Annotated in this window: 15 protein-coding genes and 6 tRNA genes; 14 read left to right on the top strand and 7 right to left on the bottom strand. The window is 40.0% G+C overall.

All coding sequences use genetic code 11. The features are described 5' to 3' along the window. Nucleotides 1-38: 38 nt before the first annotated feature. From SULBA_RS02610 to SULBA_RS02635, 6 genes are all read left to right on the top strand, one after another. A complete protein-coding gene (locus SULBA_RS02610; protein ID WP_245391432.1) occupies nucleotides 39-935 on the top strand; it encodes a branched-chain amino acid ABC transporter permease in 897 nt (298 codons plus the stop codon). A gap of 1 nt (nucleotide 936) precedes the next feature. Continuing rightward, complete coding sequence (locus SULBA_RS02615) at nucleotides 937-1974, top strand: branched-chain amino acid ABC transporter permease (RefSeq protein WP_014768721.1); 1038 nt, start codon at nucleotides 937-939, stop codon at nucleotides 1972-1974. Then, nucleotides 1971-2738, top strand: coding sequence for an ABC transporter ATP-binding protein (locus SULBA_RS02620; protein ID WP_014768722.1), 768 nt, complete (start codon nucleotides 1971-1973; stop codon nucleotides 2736-2738). Before SULBA_RS02615 ends, SULBA_RS02620 begins: the two co-directional genes overlap by 4 nt. Then, nucleotides 2731-3426, top strand: coding sequence for an ABC transporter ATP-binding protein (locus SULBA_RS02625; protein ID WP_014768723.1), 696 nt, complete (start codon nucleotides 2731-2733; stop codon nucleotides 3424-3426). The genes SULBA_RS02620 and SULBA_RS02625 overlap by 8 nt, the downstream gene beginning before the upstream one ends. Before the next feature lie 118 nt (nucleotides 3427-3544). Continuing rightward, entirely contained in the window at nucleotides 3545-6682 is a 3138-nt protein-coding gene (locus SULBA_RS02630) for a cytochrome c biogenesis protein (protein ID WP_014768724.1), read from the top strand. A 70-nt stretch (nucleotides 6683-6752) separates the two neighbouring features. Continuing rightward, complete coding sequence (locus SULBA_RS02635; RefSeq protein WP_014768725.1) at nucleotides 6753-7199, top strand: hypothetical protein; 447 nt, start codon at nucleotides 6753-6755, stop codon at nucleotides 7197-7199. 15 nt (nucleotides 7200-7214) lie between these two features. On the opposite strand, the gene SULBA_RS02640 is transcribed toward SULBA_RS02635, so the two are convergent. The 7 genes from SULBA_RS02640 to SULBA_RS02670 all read right to left on the bottom strand — a co-directional run bounded on the left by SULBA_RS02640 (nucleotide 7215) and on the right by SULBA_RS02670 (nucleotide 8964). Then, a tRNA-Glu gene (locus SULBA_RS02640) sits at nucleotides 7215-7289 on the bottom strand. Between the two features lie 25 nt (nucleotides 7290-7314). Further along, nucleotides 7315-7390 (bottom strand) — tRNA-Lys (locus SULBA_RS02645). A 55-nt stretch (nucleotides 7391-7445) separates the two neighbouring features. Beyond that, nucleotides 7446-7522: transfer RNA gene (locus SULBA_RS02650), tRNA-Asp, on the bottom strand. Nucleotides 7523-7529: 7 nt separating this feature from the next. Further along, a tRNA-Val gene (locus SULBA_RS02655) sits at nucleotides 7530-7605 on the bottom strand. A 30-nt stretch (nucleotides 7606-7635) separates the two neighbouring features. Beyond that, nucleotides 7636-7711, bottom strand: a tRNA-Glu gene (locus tag SULBA_RS02660). Nucleotides 7712-7726: 15 nt separating this feature from the next. Further along, a tRNA-Lys gene (locus SULBA_RS02665) sits at nucleotides 7727-7802 on the bottom strand. Nucleotides 7803-7857: 55 nt separating this feature from the next. After that, nucleotides 7858-8964 (bottom strand): CinA family protein, encoded by a 1107-nt coding sequence (locus SULBA_RS02670; protein ID WP_014768726.1) that lies wholly within the window; start codon nucleotides 8962-8964, stop codon nucleotides 7858-7860. Between the two features lie 177 nt (nucleotides 8965-9141). Here SULBA_RS02670 and ileS point away from each other — a divergent pair, with 177 nt between their 5' ends. The 8 genes from ileS to SULBA_RS02705 all read left to right on the top strand — a co-directional run bounded on the left by ileS (nucleotide 9142) and on the right by SULBA_RS02705 (nucleotide 17778). Continuing rightward, nucleotides 9142-11949, top strand: a complete 2808-nt coding sequence (gene ileS / locus SULBA_RS02675; protein WP_014768727.1) for an isoleucine--tRNA ligase — start codon at nucleotides 9142-9144, stop codon at nucleotides 11947-11949. Next, nucleotides 11942-12070, top strand: a complete 129-nt coding sequence (locus SULBA_RS13230; protein WP_014768728.1) for a hypothetical protein — start codon at nucleotides 11942-11944, stop codon at nucleotides 12068-12070. The genes ileS and SULBA_RS13230 overlap by 8 nt, the downstream gene beginning before the upstream one ends. Continuing rightward, the gene (gatA, locus tag SULBA_RS02680; protein ID WP_014768729.1) at nucleotides 12067-13425 is read left to right on the top strand and encodes an Asp-tRNA(Asn)/Glu-tRNA(Gln) amidotransferase subunit GatA; all 1359 of its coding nucleotides are present in this window, start codon (nucleotides 12067-12069) and stop codon (nucleotides 13423-13425) included. Before SULBA_RS13230 ends, gatA begins: the two co-directional genes overlap by 4 nt. 9 nt (nucleotides 13426-13434) lie before the next feature. Beyond that, nucleotides 13435-14883, top strand: a complete 1449-nt coding sequence (guaB, locus tag SULBA_RS02685; RefSeq protein ID WP_014768730.1) for an IMP dehydrogenase — start codon at nucleotides 13435-13437, stop codon at nucleotides 14881-14883. Nucleotides 14884-15010: 127 nt separating this feature from the next. Next, nucleotides 15011-16120, top strand: a complete 1110-nt coding sequence (metX, locus tag SULBA_RS02690) for a homoserine O-acetyltransferase MetX (RefSeq protein ID WP_014768731.1) — start codon at nucleotides 15011-15013, stop codon at nucleotides 16118-16120. 1 nt (nucleotide 16121) lies between these two features. Then, entirely contained in the window at nucleotides 16122-16325 is a 204-nt protein-coding gene (gene xseB, locus SULBA_RS02695) for an exodeoxyribonuclease VII small subunit (protein WP_014768732.1), read from the top strand. Beyond that, nucleotides 16322-17113, top strand: a complete 792-nt coding sequence (locus SULBA_RS02700; RefSeq protein WP_014768733.1) for a carbon-nitrogen hydrolase family protein — start codon at nucleotides 16322-16324, stop codon at nucleotides 17111-17113. Before xseB ends, SULBA_RS02700 begins: the two co-directional genes overlap by 4 nt. Continuing rightward, nucleotides 17110-17778, top strand: a complete 669-nt coding sequence (locus tag SULBA_RS02705; RefSeq protein ID WP_014768734.1) for a HesA/MoeB/ThiF family protein — start codon at nucleotides 17110-17112, stop codon at nucleotides 17776-17778. Before SULBA_RS02700 ends, SULBA_RS02705 begins: the two co-directional genes overlap by 4 nt. Nucleotides 17779-17789: the final 11 nt, after the last annotated feature.

Here is a 17789-nt window from a genome sequence, read left to right on the forward strand (position 1 = left end):
TCTAGGGTATTGTTTTAAAATTTCTCAGGAGAATCTATTTGGATTTAACAATGTTTATGCAACAAATGGTCAATGGCTTTAGCCTTGGCAGTATGTATGCACTGATAGCCATTGGGTATACTATGGTGTATGGTGTGTTGCGCTTAATTAACTTTGCGCATGGCGATATTATGATGGTGGGTGCTTTTTTAGGATTTTTTGGTATGGAAGTGTTAGAACTTCCCTTTGTAGCAGCAGTTCTTTTAGCTGTCGTAGGAGCGGCACTTTTAGGTATGGCAAGTGATAGAGTGGCGTACAGACCTCTTAGAGAAGCTCCAAAAATATCCCTTTTAATTACAGCTATTGGTGTGAGTTTTTTTCTCGAGAATGCCTTTAACGTCTTTTTTGGAGGCGTTCCTCGTGCGTTTCCTGTTCCTGCGTATCTTGAAGAAATGGTGGAGTTTTTTGGCTTAATGATGCCTATATCTGCGGTTCTTGTCCCGATTATAACCGCGTTTTTGCTTGGCATCATTTTATGGATTTTGTTTAAAACAAAATACGGTATGGCAATACGTGCACTTGCCTTTGATGTGGGAACGGTAAATCTTATGGGCATTGATGCCAATCGTGTGATTACCCTTGTTTTTGGAATGGGCTCAGCCCTCGCTGCTGTGGGTGGTATTTTTTGGGCAGTGAATTATCCTTCTGTTGAACCAATGATGGGTGTACTTGTAGGGCTTAAAGCCTTTGCTGCTGCGGTTGTGGGTGGTATTGGAAGTGTCGGAGGTGCGGTGCTTGGTGGTTTGATTATTGGATTTACTGAAGTAGTTGTGGTTGCATTTTTCCCAGAGCTAGGAGGTTATAAAGATGCCTTTGCTTTTATATTTCTCATCTTAATTTTGCTCTTTAAGCCTACAGGTATTTTAGGGATTGATTTTGAAAAGAGTAGGTTTTAAGATGCAGAAAATACAAGAAAAAGATTTTTTAATCAAACTCGTGATGTTTTTGAGCACACTTTGGTTTATTTGGTTTTCTAATAGCCATTTTGATGAATACAGCATTAGGATTTTAAATAACATTGCCATTTTTGTTATTTTAGCAGTGAGTTACAACTTAATTAACGGTGTTACAGGGCAATTTTCACTTGAGCCTAACGGCTTTGTCGCTATTGGTGCTTATGTGACAGCTCTTTTACTTATCTCGCCTGAAGATAAAAGTTATCAGTATGCGATTGTTGATCCTTACCCTTTTGTGATGACCTTGCATGCTAATTTTCTTGTTGCCTTAGTTTTAAGCGGTACATTCGCCGCTCTTTTGGCATTGATTCTCTCGTTTCCTGTATTTCGAGTACGAGGAGATTACCTTGCAATTGTTACGCTTGGATTTGGTTTTATTATTAAAATTTTAGCCATTAATCATCCTGAAGTGACCAATGGTTCTTTAGGACTTAATGATATTCCTGAATTTTCTAATCTTTATTGGACAGGGGGATTGGCGATTGTTGCGGTGGTTGTCGTTTTAAATATCGTTAACTCAAAATTTGGACGTGCCATGAAAGCGGTACGTGATGATGAAGATGCTGCTATTGCTATGGGGGTTAATACTTTTAAAGCCAAAACTTTAGCCTTTTGTACCAGTGCTTTTTTTGAGGGCATGGGCGGTGGACTTTTAGCTGCATTACTTACAAGTATTTCACCTGATTTATTTGATTTCTTTTTTACGTTTCAACTTTTAATTATTATTGTTTTAGGGGGTCTTGGTAGTACAACAGGTGCAATTATTGGGACTGTTCTGGTGATGGGTGGCAGTGAATGGATGCGCTTTTTGGATGAACCAATGAATCTTTTTGGCTATGAAACGACAGCAATGCCAGGTATGCGAATGGTTATTTTCTCATTGGTGCTTATTTTTATTATGCTGTTTGCCCGTGAGGGTGTTATGGGAAAACGAGAATTAACTGACCTTTTTAAATTACGTAAAAAGGGTGTCAAATGATTTTAAAAATTGACAATGTCACCAAAAAATTTGGCGGAGTGAGTGCCATTAAAGAGACCAGTTTTAGTGTAGCTCCTAAAGAGATTTTTGGGCTAATTGGTCCTAATGGTGCAGGTAAAACGACCATGTTTAATATCATCACAGGCAATTACGAACCTAGTTCTGGAGAAGTTATTTTTCGTAATGAGAGTCTCAATGGCTTAAAGCCACATCTTATTGTGCGCAAAGGGATTGCAAGGACGTTTCAAAACATACGACTTTTTTCGAGTATGAGTGTTTTAGATAATGTTTTAATTGGCTTTGATTTTCAAGCACGCTATGGTTTTTTAGAATCCATTTTACGATTTCCTCGTTTTATGGGTGAAGAAAAACGCATTAAAGCACGGGCTATGGAGATTTTGGACTATTTTGGAATGGGTGAATTTGTTCATGAGAAAGCGGTGGATTTGAGTTATGGACAGCAACGAAAAGTAGAGATTGCAAGGGCTCTTGCAACCAACCCTGATCTTTTACTTTTAGATGAACCCGCTGCTGGTATGAACCCCTCTGAGACAGAGGAGTTAGGTGAATTGATCAAAAAAGCACGGGTGGATTTTGACTTGACAGTTTTGGTGATTGAGCATGATATGAAATTTGTCAATCAACTGTGCGATAAAGTTCTTGTGCTTGATTATGGTAAGACTATTTTTGAGGGCAAACCCGCTGATGCGATTTTAAACCCTGAAGTGATTGCTGCGTATTTAGGAGATTTTCATAATGATTAGTGTTAAAAATTTGCATGTCTATTATGGACTCATTGAAGCAGTAAAGGGTATTGATTTTGAGGTTAAAGAGGGAGAAATTATCTCTTTAATTGGCTCGAATGGCGCAGGAAAAAGCTCAACACTCAAAGCCTTGCTAAACAGTGTGAAAAAAACAGGTGATATTAATTTTTTAGGGTATGACACACGCAATCACAAAACCCACACCTTAGTCCAACATGGACTCTCTTTGGTTCCAGAGGGGCGAAAGATTTTTATTAACCTTACGGTGGAAGAGAATCTTCGCATGGGTGCTTTTAATAACGATGAAAATTATGAGCATTTAAAAGATGCCATGTATGAACTTTTCCCACGCATTAAGGACAAGCGCTATCAGCTTGCAGGCACTATGAGTGGAGGTGAACAGCAAATGTTAGCTATTTCACGTGCCTTGATGGGTGAGCCAAAGCTTTTGATGCTGGATGAGCCCAGTTTAGGACTTGCGCCTAAAATTGTTGGTGAAGTATTTGAAATTATTCAGCGTTTACGCAATGAGGGAATTACCATTCTTTTGGTGGAGCAAAATGCCTTTGCAGCACTTAAAATCTCTGATAAAGCCTATGTGTTAGAAAATGGCAAAATAGTCATGAGTGGTATTGCTTCTGATATGATTGGTGATGATGCCATTCGTAAAAAATACCTCGGCGGATAAGCCACAACTTTTTACATGTAAACCTCTTCTTTGAGGGGGTTTACGCTAACTTTAATGATTTATAAACTATTTACTTTAACACGCTAACATAATCCAATTTTTCTGCAAAGGGCTTTTTATGGATTTGGTACTAAAGCGCATCCTCTCAATTAAATCAGCTATTATTTTTTTATTTATGTTTGGTTTTTTTAGTGGTTTTGCAACATTTATTGAGAATGATTTTGGTGTAGAGACCAGCTGGGCTCTCATTTATACTTCGTGGTGGTTTGAGTTTATTCAGATTGCTTTAGGAATTATTTTAGTCTATAACATCGTAAGATACAAGATGTATACGCTTGATAAACTTCCTTCGTTTCTTTTTCACTTGAGTTTTATTTTCATCCTCATTGGCTCAGGTGTCACACGTTATTTTGGATTTGAGGGTTCTTTACATGTAAGAAATGGAATGCAAGAAAACAGGATTACTTCAAGCGATTCTTTTATTAGCGCCACAGCATTAAAAGATAATAAAACGTATCAATACAGTCATCCTAAACTTATTTCTCAAATTGGAAGTAACCATTTTTCTTTTTCAATGGATGTTGGTGGTGAGATGGCAACGGTAAAATTTAAAGACTATTTTACCTATGCGACTAAAAAAGTGGTCGATGATGCATCGGGTATTCCGATGATCTCTATGATTTTGAGTGGGTATGGTGAGAGTTTGAGTGTGAGCCTAAAAGAGGGAGAACGCTATGAAACCAATGAATATATTTTTAGTTTTAACGCAAAACCTGTAGAGAGTAAAAAAGAAGAAGTACGCTTTATGCTTGAGGACGGAAAGTTTTATTTTAGTGCACCCTCAAGTGTTGCATGGTTCAAAATGGTAGAAAACGAACGAGGTGAATACGAAAGTGGAAAAAAACACGATTTTACGACAGGACAACTTTACACCATTGGGCATGTTAATTTTGCCCCACGTTATATTGGGCTTAAAGGTAAAGAAAAAGCCGTTGCTGATAAAACACCTATGAATAAAAATGCCGCATTATCAGCGGTCATTGTGGATGTAACGTATCAAGGTGAGAGCAAAGAAATTGCTTTATTTGGACAAGGCAAAGGTTCGAGAGGAGAGCCTGTGAGAGAGATGATTGGTGGGGTGCCTTTTATGTTAGAGTGGGGCTCAAAACTCTTTACACTTCCTTTTTACATTAAACTCAATGAATTTCAATTGGAGCGCTACCCAGGTTCTATGTCACCTATGTCGTATGCGAGTGAAGTTGAAGTGGTTGATACGGAAAAAGGAATTCATATGCCCTTTCGAATTTATATGAATCATGTGCTTGATTATCGAGGATTTCGATTTTTTCAAAGCTCATATGACAAAGATGAGAGAGGTACGATTTTATCGGTAAATAATGACCCTGGAAAATTGCCAACCTATTTTGGCTATATACTTTTGTGTTTAGGGCTCTTTTTTAATCTTTTAAATACCAAAAGCCGTTTTAGAAAATTAGCTTCGATGGTACAAAAGGATATGGTCAAAGTAAAATCACTCTTCATCGCTTTGGCCTGTGGCTTAACACTGTTTCAAAGCCCTTTGTTACATGCGGATACTTCTGAGGAGAATGTAAATTTTTTAAAACGCTACGATACCCACCATGCAGATAAATTTGGGCATGTTTTGGTTCAAGGCGCTGATGGTAGATTTAAGCCCATTGATACAATTTCAATGGAAATGATTAATAAAGTGTATACGCACTCAAGCTATGAGGGACTCAGTGCCAATCAAGTCGCCCTAAGCATGATGAGTTCCCCTGCACAGTGGCAAGGTTTGCCTATCGTAAAAGTATTTCATCCTGAGTTGAAAAAAATCTTGGGCATAGCTCAAACTCAAAAATATGCCTCCTTTAACGATTTTTTCAATAAAGAGGGAGATTATGGGTATAAATTAACCAAATATTCTGAAGAAGCGAACCGCAAAAAACCTGCCCTTAGAAATCAATTTGATAAGGATGTGTTAAAGGTTGATGAGCGTGTGAACATTTGTTACATGGTCTATACAGGTGAAATTTTTAGAATGATCCCCAAACAAAATGATGTTTCAAAGCGTTGGTTTGCCCCTCAAGATGCTGTTATGCGTTTTTCAAAACAAGAAGGCGATGAGGTAAGAGCGTTGGTGGGTGGCTATTTTGAAGCAATTAGTACAGGATTGCAGAGTGGAAATTGGGAAGAGGCGAATAAGGCAGTAGAGAAATTGAGTGCGTATCAAGAGCAGTATGGCTCAGATATTATTCCCAATGCCAAACGCATTAAAGCAGAGATTTTTTTCAATCATGCGCAAATCTTTGAGCGCTTAACCCCTGTGTATTTACTCAGTGGATTGGTCTTATTATGTTTTATTTTTGCAAAAATGATTAACTCCACGCTACGTATAGGGTTTATGACACGAATTGTTCTTATTATTAATGCTATTGCCTTTTTAATCCACTCAGGTGGTTTAGCGCTTCGTTGGTATATTGCAATGCATGCACCATGGAGTAATGGGTATGAGTCCATGATTTATATCGCATGGGCAATCGTTTTAGCAGGTATCTTCTTTTCACGCCAATCCATTGTTTCTTTGGCATTAACGTCTATTTTAGCGGGAGTGACACTGTTTGTTGCGCATTTAAGCTGGATGGATCCACAAATTACCAATTTGGTTCCTGTTTTAAACTCTTATTGGCTTAACATTCATGTTTCTGTTATTACAGCGAGTTATGGATTTTTAGGGTTATGTGCTTTGCTAGGATTTTTCACACTTATTCTTTTTGCGATGCAAAGCACGCATAATATAAAGCGTAACAAAGAGCTTGAGCGAAACATTGTAGAGGCAACACGCATCAATGAAATGTCAATGATTTTGGGTCTTAGTTTACTTACTGTAGGTAACTTTTTAGGAGGCGTTTGGGCAAATGAGTCGTGGGGACGTTATTGGGGATGGGATCCAAAAGAGACATGGGCATTGGTTTCCATTCTTATTTATGCGGGTATTGTGCATTTTAGGTTTGTACCCAAATGGAATAATCCTTTTACCTTTGCCGTTGCTTCGACGCTCTCATTTGCCTCTATTATCATGACCTATTTTGGTGTGAATTTTTATCTCTCAGGGATGCACTCCTATGCAGCAGGAGATCCCGTACCTGTTCCTTCCTTTGTCTATTATACGATTGGGGTTGTTGCCCTTGTGATTGCACTCTCATATTCAAAGCGTGATATAGGAAAAACACTTTAACGAAAGCGCAAAGAGGGAAATTTCCCTCTTTGAGTGTGCTATAATAAGCAAAAATGAAGAGGCATCGTTCATGGAGGGAAATTATTTAATTGTAACCATCGTTGCCGTCATACTCATTGTGCTCATCTCGCTTTTTGTGATCGTGGTGAATCTTCAAAAAACAGTGATTGTAAAGACAAAGAGTGTTCAAGAACAAGAAGAAGAAAAAGCGCAACAAATGACCATTGAAGCGCTTGTTGACATTGCAAGCAAGCGAACATCCACACGCAATGAATTGAGTGCTGCCATTCTTAAGGTAGCAAAGGAGTGTCCTTTCCCTCCTAAGGAAAAAGGACTTTCACCCAAAAGCGCAAAAATCTATTTGAATTTTATTTTACTGATTGCAAGCCATAAAAATACAGATGCTAAAATGATTGCTTTTATGAATGAAGAACTGAAGAAAATGAATCCTAGCTATAAACACGAAATTGATATTTATGAGAGCGAAGGAATTCATCAAAGAAGTAATAGGATTTAAAATTAGAAAGTAAACTGGCGACCCCAGGGGGACTTGAACCCCCGTTCCCGCCTTGAGAGGGCGGTGTCCTAACCACTAGACGATGGGGTCGCACATGTGATTTTTTTTAGGACAATGGTGACCCGTGATGGATTCGAACCATCGACCACCTCCTTAAAAGGGAGATGCTCTACCAACTGAGCTAACGAGTCATGCTCAGAAAGTTTTAAACAAAACAAACAAATTCTGAGGGAAAATTGTAAATCGTGGCGCGGCGGACGGGGCTCGAACCCGCGACCCCCGGCGTGACAGGCCGATATTCTAACCAACTGAACTACCGCCGCGCATAAATGGTGGTCGCTATAAGACTCGAACTTATGACATCCACCTTGTAAGGGTGGCGCTCTACCAACTGAGCTAAGCGACCAAAAGGGAATCACTAAAGAAGAAATATAAATGGCGACCCCAAGGGGATTTGAACCCCTGTAACCGCCGTGAAAGGGCGGGATCCTGGACCACTAGACGATGGGGTCGCACAAATAAAAGAGTGGTGACCCGTGATGGATTCGAACCATCGACCACCTCCTTAAAAGGGAGATGCTCTACCGGCTGAGCTAACGAGTCATACACCGTTCTTCTCGTAATGAGGCTGAAATTATAGAGAAAAAAATTTCATTTGTCAAGAGTTTTTTTCACTTTTTAAAAAAATACTTTCTCCTACATGTAAAAGTAACTTTAGAGCATGGTAAGCACTTTGGGTTTGTATATAGGCTCGATTACCCTCTAAAAGAAGTCTCTCGATCATTACATTACCCTCCTTATCCCGTGCGCCCACATACACCGTACCGACTGGTTTTTCAAGGCTTCCTCCTGTTGGCCCTGCGATTCCACTGGTGGCAATAGCATAATCTGCGAGGCTAGCATTTAAAACACCCTCAAGCATTTCACGCACGCACAATTCACTGACTGCCCCAAAATGTTCCAATGTTTCCCCACTGACTCCTAGCCATGACTCTTTTATCTCGTTTGCATACGTGACAAGGCCTCCTTTAAAAACCGCAGAAACACCTGCGTGCTGTGTGAACATTGTTGTAATAAGACCGCCTGTGCAACTCTCTGCAATACTGAGTGTTTTATTTTGTTCTTGAAGTCTTTGGATGATATGTTCAATGACATCTGGGTGATTAATAATTTTTTGTGGAAGAAGTGATGTGGCTGCTTTAAAAAAGTTTTCAATGTTGCCATATTTACTGGAGATAGCTTCGACAATAATCCACCCATCAATCAAGAGGGTTGGAGTGATTTTAATTTCATAATTTTGTGCAAGAGGCTCAAGAAAGATTTTTAAAGAGTCTTCATCAATATTAATGACGGAAAAAAGTGCTGAACTTTTGTTGTTAATAAGAATACGAGGCAGTTTTAGTGTTTCACAAATCTTAAGGACATTGATACGCTTATTTTCACGTACCAGTAAGTAACTGTTCTCTTCAATGTGAACTGTTTTGGAAGGAATGAGCATCCCCTCTTTGAGCTCCAGAGCTTCTTCTCCCAGTGTTGCTACAACTTTGTTAATTAAATTAAAGCTCTCAGCTGTGGTTAAAATCAAGGTATCTTCAGAGTGTGCTATGGCTTCTTCTACAATACTAAAAAGTTCTTTATCGTTTTTATCAATGTAAACCGTTTGGTCAGGAAAATCAAGATGATTACTCACGGTCGTATGAATATAATTTAAAAATGAAGTATTGTAGCGCAGTGCTTTCCCCACTACGATTAAAGAGCTTTTCATGAGAACAACCTTTATCTATTTTCTGTATAAAGAAGACCTTTCATTGCGTGATAAGTCGTATTTCGCATTATACCGTAAGTGCTTCTTAAATCGTTTTTAGATAAACTTGCCTCATTTTAAGAGATGCTTACATGTAGACGTTTTCACAGCTGTATAGCTTCCAAGGAGAGATTATTAATGGACTATAAAGAGACCCTGCTTCTTCCTCAGACCGATTTTCCAATGCGTGGAAATTTGCCCCAAAATGAGCCTGCACGTTATGCCAAGTGGTTTTCCAAAGAGGAGAGCGCTTATGCAAAAATGCTTCACAACCGTCAAAATGCTTCTAAGACATTTATTTTGCACGATGGACCTCCTTATGCCAATGGGCATATTCACATTGGTCACGCCCTCAATAAAATTCTTAAAGATGTCATTATTAAAACGCATTACTTTTTTGGTGAAAAAGTACGTTACGTTCCAGGGTGGGATTGTCATGGTTTGCCGATTGAGCAACAGGTTGAAAAAAACCTCGGTAAAGAGAAAAAAGATGCACTGCCTAAAAGTAAAATTCGTGAGCTGTGCCGTGAACATGCCCGTAAATTTATTGATATTCAGCGTGAAGAATTTAAAGCTTTAGGGGTTATTGGGGATTGGGACAATCCGTATATGACAATGAAATTTAAGTTTGAAGCGGATATTTACCGTGCATTGTGTGGGGTTGCAGACAAAGGACTTTTGGTTGAGAGAAGTAAGCCTGTGTATTGGTCGTGGGCAGCTAGAAGTGCCTTGGCTGAAGCGGAAGTAGAGTACGAAGATAAAGAAGATTACTCTATTTTTGTGGCGTTTGCACTAAGCCCTGAAGCCAAAACAAAATTAGATATTAGCTCGGATGCTTCGGTGATTATCTGGACGACAACGCCATGGACGCTGCCTGCCAATGTGGGAATTTCGTTTAGTCCCGATGAAAACTATGTACTCACCAGTGATGGTTATATCGTGGCTGAGCCTTTACATGTAAAGCTTTTGGAGCAAGGCGTTGTGAAAGGTGAAATCGTTAAAACCTTTAAAGCCAGTGTGCTTGAAAATAGCTTTGCCATCAATCCGCTTAATGCTCGCTCATCACAGTTGATTTTAGGCAATCATGTTACGATGGATGGCGGAAGCGGTTGTGTTCATACCGCACCAGGGCATGGTGATGATGACTACAAAGTAGGGCTTCGTTATGGTCTTGAAGTGGTGATGCCCGTCGATGAGAGAGGCTGTTACGATGAGAGCGTTGTTCGTTTAGGACTGCTTCCAAATCCTGAAAGTTTTGTGGGCGAGCATATCTTTAAATGCAATGAGCGTATTTTAGAGCTTTTAGGCGATAGACTTTTAAAATGCTCCAAATTCACACACTCCTATCCTTTTTGTTGGAGAACGCATCAGCCCGTCATTTATCGCGCAACAAAGCAGTGGTTTGTGGCGATGGATGAAGCGGTGGATGGTCGTGAGAGTCTTCGTAAAATGGCGATGGATGAACTGGGGAAGGTTCGTTTTTATCCAAAATCAGGCATTAATCGTTTAGGTTCGATGATTGAAAATAGACCTGATTGGTGTATTTCTCGTCAGCGTGACTGGGGTGTGCCTATTGCATTTTTTAGAGATAAAACAACAGGTAAACCAATCTTTGACACCAAAGTAGTTGAGCATATCGCCAACATCTTTGAAGAAAAAGGTGCGGATGCGTGGTGGGATTTAGAAATTGCAGAGCTTTTGGTTGAAGAGAGCGGTTATAATCCTGAGAACCTTGAAAAAGTGATGGATATTTTAGACGTGTGGTTTGACAGTGGTAGCACATGGAAAGCCGTTTTGCAATCCAACGATTATGACGCAGGGGAATATCCTGCGAGTATGTATTTGGAGGGAAGTGACCAACATCGTGGGTGGTTCCAAAGCTCCCTTTTGGTGAGTACCGCTAATAATGGCATTGCGCCTTACGCTAAAATTTTGACCCATGGTTTCACCGTCGATGAGAAGGGTGAGAAAATGAGTAAATCAAAGGGCAACGTGGTAGCACCTTCAGATGTTGCGAAACAATACGGCGTTGAGATTTTACGTCTGTGGGTGGGTACGAGTGAGTACACCACTGATTTGAAAATTAGCGATAATATTTTAAAGCAAATCAGCGAGCAATACCGAAAAATCCGCAATACCTTTCGATTTTTATTGGCAAATGTCAATGACCTTGAAACCATTATGCCTATTGCGCAAATGGGTGAACTCGATAAATGGATACTCAAGCATGCAAAAGGTGTTTTTGATGAAGTTGAAGCTTATTTTAGAGAGTATGAGTTTTCTAAAGGCTTTGCGCTTCTCAATCATTTTATTGCCGTGGAACTTAGCGGAATTTATTTGGATATTTCAAAAGACAGACTTTACTGTAATGCTAAAAATGACCCCCTTCGCCTCTCTGCACAAAGTGCGATGGCACTCATCGCTGAGAAACTCATGGCACTGATGGCTCCCACGCTTACTTATACGATTGATGAAATGATGGAGTACGCCCCTGCACTTTTGAAAAAAGAGAGCGTATTTGACCTTGTTTACACACCGCTACCCGAAATTAAAGTTCCACGTTTTGATGAATCTCATATGATGAAGTTAAGAGAAGAATTTTTTGAACGAGTAGATAGGTTAAAAAAAGGTGGAAAGATAAAATCTACATTGGAACTTGCCCTTGTCATTATGTCAGACAAGCTATATCAAGATTCTATTCTAACAGAAATAGATTTAGAAGATTGGTTTACAACGAGTCAAGTTTGTATGGTTCAAGAAAATGGGACAGCTCAAAGTCTTGCAAAGAGTTTAGGAACGGATATGGGGGAAACTTTTGGCTCTGAAAATGGTGACATGGTATTTATAGTGAAAATAAATGGTCATAAATGCCCACGTTGTTGGAAATACCGCTCAAAAAGCGAAGAAGAGCTCTGCCATAGATGTCATGAGGCACTCAATGCCTAATCTCAGTGCGCCTATAGAGCTTAACATTGTGTTTGCAACCGTTGGTGTTATTTGTGTAGTCATTGGCGTGTGTGTGTATATGATCAATCAAAGAACGAAGAAGTTAAAGGATATGAAGTGATAACCTTAAAAGAGGCGTTGAAACTTCCTAAAGAAGAGATCGAAGCGTTTAGAAGCGATTTAAAACAAGAGATAGAAGCGAAAAAAAGCTTAGGTGCGTATGTGGAACAGCTTACATGTAAACCTTTGAGCGAGTATGGCACAGGTATCCCCATTGCCATTAAAGATAATATTCAAGTGGATGGTTGGGAAGTGACGAGTGGTTCTAACATCCTTCAAGGCTATGTTGCACCTTACAATGCAACCGTTATTGATAATATGTTACGCCATGGCTTAGCCCCTTTTGGTCGAACCAATATGGATGAATTTGCGATGGGAAGTTCAACTGAATCTTCCTTTTACGGGAAAACACTCAATCCCCACAATCCAAACTGTGTGCCTGGTGGAAGCAGTGGTGGAAGTGCAGCAGCGGTGGCAGGTGGCATTGCCATTGCTGCATTAGGGAGTGATACGGGGGGCAGTATTCGCCAACCTGCGGCATTTTGCGGTTGTGTGGGGCTCAAACCTACCTATGGCAAAGTAAGTCGTTACGGTTTGGGAGCATATTCAAGCTCTTTAGATCAGATTGGACCCATTACGCAAAATGTGGAAGATGCGGCGATTTTGTACGACATTATCGCAGGGCATGAACCCAAAGACTCCACCAGTGCAAATATGGCACATCAAAGTGTGGCAGATAAACTCAACCCTAATCGTAAAATGACCATTGCAGTGATTGAAAATTATTTAAATGAAGCCAGTCCTGAAGTGCGTGAAAAAATGGTTGAAGGAATTCGTGCGCTTGAAAAAGCGGGGCATAAAATTATTTATCGTAATTTCATTAACTCAAAATATGACATTGCAACCTATTATGTTATCGCCACCGCTGAAGCGAGTGCGAATTTAAGCCGCTACGATGGGGTACGTTATGGTAACCGTGGAAGCAATGACAATCTTAAAGAGATGTTTATTCAAAGCAGAAGCTTAGGGTTTGGTGAAGAGGTTAAGAGAAGAATCCTTTTAGGGACGTTTGTTTTAAGCAGTGGGTATTACGATGCCTATTACATTAAGGCACAAAAAGCACGCCATTTTATTAAAGCGCAATACGAAGCCATTTTTAAAGAGGCGGATTTGATTTTGATGCCAGTAACGCCAACTAGTGCGTTTGAGTTTGGTTCAAAAGCCGATCCTTTGGAGATGTATTTGAGTGATATTTATACCATTTCACTCAACCTTGCAGGACTTCCAGGTATTTCAGTGCCATTAGGTTTTGATAGTAAAGGGTTGCCAGTTGGTGCTCAGTTAGTTGGTCAAGCATACGGCGAGCAAGCGCTTTTGGATGGGGCGTTGAGCTTAGAGAGAGCATTAGGATTATAGGAGAAACATATGAAAATTAGAAAAAGAGCATTGACATTTGAAGACGTATTATTGGTTCCAAAATATTCAGAAATTTTACCCAAAGAAGTTGACATTAAAACACAACTTACCAAACGTATTCATCTTAATATTCCTTTGGTTTCAGCAGCGATGGATACGGTCACAGAGCATAGAGCAGCGATTATGATGGCACGTTTGGGAGGGATTGGCATTATTCATAAAAATATGGATATTGAATCTCAGGTACGTGAAATCAGACGGGTCAAAAAGAGTGAGAGTGGTATTATTATTGATCCTGTTTCTATTAAAGCCAGTGCAACGCTTCGTGATGCCTTAGCGATTATGTCAGAGTATCGTATTTCAGGTGTTCCTGTGATTGATGACACTGATACACTGATTGGTATTTTAACCAACCGTGACCTTCGTTTTGAAAATGACTACAGCAAAAATGTGGAAGAACTAATGACTAAAATGCCGTTAATTACGGTTAAAAAGGGAACCACTTTAGATGATGCAGAAGCCATTTTTAGAACGAATAAAGTTGAAAAACTTCCTGTAGTGGATGAAAACAATAAACTAGCAGGTTTGATTACGATTAAAGATTTAAAAAAACGTCAAGAGTATCCACATGCGAACAAAGACAGTTTTGGAAGACTTCGTGTAGGAGCTGCTATTGGTGTAGGTCAGTTGGAACGTGCACGTGCTTTGGTGGAAGCTGGCGTGGATGTGTTGGTTTTAGACTCAGCACATGGGCATTCCAAAGGAATTATTGATACGGTTAAATTGGTGAAAAAAGAGCTTGATATTGATATTATTGCTGGCAATATCGCCACAGCTGAAGCGGCAGAAGCTTTGGTAGCAGCAGGGGTTGATGGCATTAAAGTGGGTATTGGACCTGGAAGTATTTGTACGACACGGATTGTCTCAGGTGTGGGTGTTCCACAAATTTCTGCCATTGAAGAGTGTTCAGAAGTGGGTAAAAAACATGGTGTTCCTGTGATTGCGGATGGGGGCATTAAATACTCAGGTGATTTTGCCAAAGCCTTAGCAGCAGGTGCTCAAAGCGTTATGGTGGGAAGTTTACTTGCAGGAACGGATGAGAGTCCTGGTGAATTTATTACCTATCAAGGGCGCCAGTATAAAACGTATCGTGGTATGGGAAGCATTGGAGCGATGACCAAAGGAAGCAGCGATCGTTATTTCCAAGAGGGAACGGCGGCGGATAAACTAGTCCCCGAGGGTATTGAAGGCCGTGTACCACACGCTGGCTCTATTCGTGATGTCCTTTTCCAAATGGTGGGTGGACTTCGCTCTTCTATGGGTTATGTGGGTGCACGTGATATTCTTGATTATCAAGAGAAAGCTGAATTTGTTGAAATTACGAGTGCGGGTCTTAAAGAGAGTCATGTGCATGATGTTATTATTACCCACGAAGCACCCAATTACAGAGTCAATTAAACGAGTTAAAACGTTTTACATGTAAAGAATATTTTGTCTGGAAAGAGACAAGCTTCAGTGCCACAGCATCAAGTGTAGGTTTTTGGGCAAAGCCCAAAAACCGTGGTAAAAAGTGATAAGGAATTATGTGAAAATACAAACAGCGATTGCTCAGTTTGATGAACCGCTTTATTTGGAGAGTGGACGTATCTTAGAGACGTATGAACTCATATATGAGATGTACGGTGAAATGAACGAAGCAAAAAGCAATGTCATTGTGGTCTTTCACGCACTTACAGGAAGTCATCATGCGGCAGGTCGCTACGAGGGCGAGACCAAAGCGGGATGGTGGGATCCTTTGATTGGCGATGGAAAAGTGATTGATACGACAAAGTTTTGTGTGATCTGTGTCAATATTTTGGGGAGTTGTTTTGGCTCCACGGGCCCCATGAGTATTAATCCTAAAACCAAAGAGCCCTTGCGTTTAAAATTTCCTGTGTTAACCATTAGTGATATGGTAAGAGCCCAGATGAATCTGTTTGATCGTTTGGGTATTAAAGAGGCGTATGCGATTATTGGGGGTTCACTGGGTGGAATGCAAGGGCTTTGTATGTCCATTGAGTACCCTCATTTTACAAAACGAGCCATACTTCTTGCGACAACGTATGCGACAGGGCCTTGGGCGATTGCATGGAATAAGATTGCTATGGAGGGTATTTCGCATGACCCTCGTTTCAAAAAGGGCAATTATCATCCTGAAGATTTTGAAGAAGAGGGCTTGCACAGTTTTGCCATGGGACGAATGGCAGGACACATTAGCTTTTTAAGTCCCTATTCGATGAACAAAAAATTTGGGCGTAATTACGTTGAGACGGACGGTTTGTATGAGCTTTTTGGGCGTTTTCAAGTGGAAAAATACATGGAGTACAACGGGTACAGTTTTGCCAAACGCTTTGATCCTTTAAGTTATCTCTATATTATTAAAGCCATGAATATTTTTGATGCGATGCGCAATTACGACTCTTTGGAAGATTCGATTCAACATATTAAAGCAAAACTCACACTGGTTTCATTTAAAGGTGATTGTCTTTTTATGCCTGAAGAGATGGAATTGATTAAAACAACGATGGAAAATATGGGGCGTGGTGAGAAGGTGGATTATGTCTGCATTGACAGCAATTATGGGCACGATGCCTTTTTAGTTGAGTACGATAAGTTCGATTTTTATATTAAAAAAGCGTTGGAAGCAAAGGTTTAACATGCACGAAGAAAAACAGAGTTTTGAAACAAAATTAGAACAGGCAAAAACCATTTTAGAAAATCTCTCAGACCCTGAACTCTCCTTAGAAGAGGGTATGAAAAAATACCAAGAGGGGATTGCGATTTTAAAAGAGGCGACCCAAATGCTAGAAGAAGCAAAATTGACCTATACAAAATTGCAAGAGAAGGAAGTATTGGCATGAAAATAGCCGCATTGCAACTGAGCACACTGCCGATGAGTGAAGCAAAGTTGGATTATTACTTTCGTATTTGCAAACAAAAAGAGGTTGAAGTGGTCTTGCTGAGTGAGTACGCACTTAATAGCTTTTTTAAAGAGCTAGAGAGTATGCCTATCTCGATGATTAAAGAGCAATCTAACCATAAAATCGAAGTTTTAAAAAAGCTCTGTGCTGAGTATGATTTGCATGTTATTGCGCCTATTGTCAATGTCAAGGGTGATTTTTGTTACAAATGCAATGCCCATTTTTCACCCAAATCGGTGCACTTTTTTGAGCAACAATTTTTGATTAATTATAAGCATTGGAACGAAGAGAAGTTTTTTGCCAATACCATTTCAAAATATACCTTGCCTATTTTCTTGCATCGAGGCATTCGCTTTGGTATTGTCAGTGGGTATGAACTGCATTTTGATACGGTATGGACTGAGGTGATGCGTAAAAACGTGGATGTTGTCCTGAGTGCCACATCTTCTACGTTTGATTCCATGAGACGTTGGGAAGAGCTTTTAAAAATGCGTGCGATGCTAGGAAATGTCTACATTTTACGAGCAAATCGTGTGGGCACGTACAAAGAAGAAGAGACATGGCAGTTTTACGGACAAAGTAGTCTGGTATCGCCTTTTGGTGAGGTTGAACTTACCTTAGGGGATAAAGAAGAGATGCTTGTCGCAACTATTGAAAAAGAAAGTTTAAACGATGCACGAAAATTGTGGGGTTGGAAAAAACAGGTGAGCAAGCGAGAAGCGTTATGATGGCGTATTTTCACAGGCAAATTCAGCTGTGGGGTGAAGAGATACAAGCCTCTTTGCACGATAAAAAGATTGTGATTATTGGGTGTGGAGGACTGGGAAGTTCTTTAGCCTATGCGCTAGGCAGTTCGGGTATTGGTGAGATTCATCTGGTTGATTTTGATACGGTGAGTGTGCATAATATTCACCGTCAAATCGCTTTTAAAGTCGGTGATGAGGGCAAATACAAAGCCGAAGTGGTGAAACAAAGCATTGAAGAGCGTTGCCCTTACGTGAAGGTTTTTGCGCATGTAGAAGCTTTGGAAGCCTTTACATGTAAAGAAATTAGCGTTGATTTAATCATCGATGCCACCGATAATTTACCCACACGCTCTTTGATTGATGCCTATGCCAAAAGTGTGAATACTCCGTGGATTTATGGTTCAGTGGAAGCCTTTAATGGACACGTCTGTTTTTTTGAAAAGAGTGGTTTTGGTGCGTTTAAAGTCAGTGACAAAAAGCCTGCAGGCATTGCGGCTCCTATTGTTATGCACATTGCCTCGTTACAAGCCAATCTAGCCTTACGCTATCTTGCGGGGCTTAGTGTGAAAAAAGATAGGCTCTATTACCTCTATTTTAATGATGAGGGTGAACTGATGACCCAAAAATTCAGTATGCCTACCACCTAATTATCTTTACA

This window comes from Sulfurospirillum barnesii SES-3 (assembly GCF_000265295.1).
In the GTDB taxonomy this organism is placed as follows: domain Bacteria; phylum Campylobacterota; class Campylobacteria; order Campylobacterales; family Sulfurospirillaceae; genus Sulfurospirillum; species Sulfurospirillum barnesii.

Bases quoted from the DNA above. Each gene is read 5' to 3' on its own strand.
- SULBA_RS02615 (WP_014768721.1), top strand. From the start codon at position 937: ATGCAGAAAATACAAGAAAAAGATTTTTTAATCAAACTCGTGATGTTT.
- SULBA_RS02620 (WP_014768722.1), top strand. From the start codon at position 1,971: ATGATTTTAAAAATTGACAATGTCACCAAAAAATTTGGCGGAGTGAGT.
- SULBA_RS02625 (WP_014768723.1), top strand. From the start codon at position 2,731: ATGATTAGTGTTAAAAATTTGCATGTCTATTATGGACTCATTGAAGCA.
- SULBA_RS02630 (WP_014768724.1), top strand. From the start codon at position 3,545: ATGGATTTGGTACTAAAGCGCATCCTCTCAATTAAATCAGCTATTATT.
- SULBA_RS02635 (WP_014768725.1), top strand. From the start codon at position 6,753: ATGGAGGGAAATTATTTAATTGTAACCATCGTTGCCGTCATACTCATT.
- SULBA_RS02670 (WP_014768726.1), bottom strand. From the start codon at position 8,964: ATGAAAAGCTCTTTAATCGTAGTGGGGAAAGCACTGCGCTACAATACT.
- ileS (WP_014768727.1), top strand. From the start codon at position 9,142: ATGGACTATAAAGAGACCCTGCTTCTTCCTCAGACCGATTTTCCAATG.
- SULBA_RS13230 (WP_014768728.1), top strand. From the start codon at position 11,942: ATGCCTAATCTCAGTGCGCCTATAGAGCTTAACATTGTGTTTGCAACC.
- guaB (WP_014768730.1), top strand. From the start codon at position 13,435: ATGAAAATTAGAAAAAGAGCATTGACATTTGAAGACGTATTATTGGTT.
- xseB (WP_014768732.1), top strand. From the start codon at position 16,122: ATGCACGAAGAAAAACAGAGTTTTGAAACAAAATTAGAACAGGCAAAA.
- SULBA_RS02700 (WP_014768733.1), top strand. From the start codon at position 16,322: ATGAAAATAGCCGCATTGCAACTGAGCACACTGCCGATGAGTGAAGCA.
- SULBA_RS02705 (WP_014768734.1), top strand. From the start codon at position 17,110: ATGATGGCGTATTTTCACAGGCAAATTCAGCTGTGGGGTGAAGAGATA.